The following is a 1901-nucleotide window of genomic DNA, read 5'->3' on the forward strand; positions in this document are numbered from 1 at the left end:
GCCATGCGCCGTGCGATCGTTCAGCAGTTCGACCAGTACGTCAAACTGAACAAGAAGATCCCGCCAGAAATCCTCGCATCCCTGTCGGGCATCGACGATGCCGGCCGTCTGGCCGACACCGTGGCAGCGCACCTGCCGCTCAAGCTCGAACAGAAACAGGTCATCCTGGAAATCTTCAACGTCGCCAAGCGCCTGGAGCATCTGCTCGGCCAGCTGGAAGGCGAGCTGGATATCCTGCAGGTCGAAAAGCGCATCCGTGGCCGCGTCAAGCGCCAGATGGAGAAGTCGCAGCGCGAGTACTACCTGAACGAACAGGTCAAAGCCATCCAGAAGGAACTGGGCGAAGGCGAAGAGGGCGCCGATCTCGACGAACTCGAGAAGAAGGTAGCCGCCGCCAAGATGCCGAAGGAAGCGCTGGAAAAGGCCCAGGCCGAGCTGAAGAAGCTGAAGTTGATGTCGCCGATGTCGGCCGAAGCCACCGTGGTGCGCAACTACATCGATACGCTGGTGTCGCTGCCCTGGAAGAAAAAGTCCAAGGTCAACAACGATCTGGCCAATGCCGAGCGCATCCTGGAAGCCGACCACTATGGCCTTGAGAAGATCAAGGAACGCATTCTGGAATACCTCGCGGTGCAGCAGCGCGTGGACAAGCTGAAAGCACCGATCCTGTGCTTCGTTGGTCCTCCAGGCGTGGGTAAGACCTCGCTGGGCCAGTCCATCGCCAAGGCCACCAACCGCAAGTACGTGCGGATGGCGCTGGGTGGTGTGCGCGATGAGGCCGAGATCCGCGGTCACCGCCGTACCTATATCGGCTCCATGCCGGGCAAGGTGCTGCAGTCGCTGTCGAAGGTTGGCGTGCGCAACCCGCTGTTCCTGCTGGACGAGATCGACAAGATGGGCGCGGACTTCCGCGGCGATCCGTCGTCGGCCCTGCTGGAAGTGCTGGACCCCGAACAGAACCACACGTTCTCGGACCACTACATTGAAGTGGACTTCGATCTGAGCGACGTGATGTTCGTGGCGACGTCGAACAGCTACAACATCCCGCCGGCGCTGCTGGATCGTATGGAAGTGATCCGCCTGTCCGGCTACACGGAAGACGAGAAGGCCAATATCGCGCTGCGTTATCTGCTGCCGAAACAGATCAAGAACAACGGTCTGAAGGAAGGCGAGATCAGCATCAGCGAAGCGGCCGTGCGCGACGCGATTCGCTATTACACCCGCGAAGCCGGCGTGCGTTCGCTGGAACGTGAAGTGGCCAAGATCTGCCGCAAAGTCGTGAAGATGCTGCTGCTGAAGAAGTCCGACAAGAAGGTCGCTGTGACGCCGAAAAACCTGGACAAGTTCCTGGGCGTGCGCCGCTACGACTTTGGCGTGGCCGAGAAGACCAATCAGATCGGCCAGGTGGTCGGCCTGGCATGGACCGAAGTGGGCGGCGATCTGCTGACCATCGAGTCCGTGAACATGCCGGGCAAGGGCAATGTGATCCGTACCGGTACGCTGGGCGATGTGATGAAGGAGTCCATCGAAGCAGCGCGTACCGTAGTGCGTAGCCGCGCTTCGCGCCTCGGCATCAAAACCGAAGCGTTCGAGAAGCAGGATATTCACATCCACGTGCCGGAAGGCGCTACGCCTAAAGATGGACCTTCGGCCGGTATCGCGATGACGACTGCCATGGTGTCGACCTTCACGGGCATCCCGGTCCGTGCGGACGTCGCCATGACCGGCGAGATCACGCTGCGCGGCGAAGTGCTGCCGATCGGCGGTCTGAAAGAGAAGCTGCTGGCAGCGCATCGCGGCGGCATCAAGACCGTTCTGATTCCCGAGCAGAACGTGAAGGACCTGGCCGAGATTCCGGACAATGTGAAGAACAAGCTGGAAATCGTGCCGGTGCGCTGGAT

At 60.4% G+C, this 1901-nt stretch carries 1 protein-coding gene; it reads left to right on the forward strand.

Going from position 1 to position 1901, the window contains the following annotated elements; genetic code table 11:
• On the forward strand, positions 1-1901 hold a 1901-nt coding region (gene lon, locus AB4Z11_RS30535; RefSeq protein ID WP_442029767.1), incomplete at both ends, for an endopeptidase La.

Source organism: Pseudoduganella sp. RAF53_2, assembly GCF_052113985.1.
Classification (GTDB): Bacteria; Pseudomonadota; Gammaproteobacteria; order Burkholderiales; family Burkholderiaceae_D; genus Rugamonas.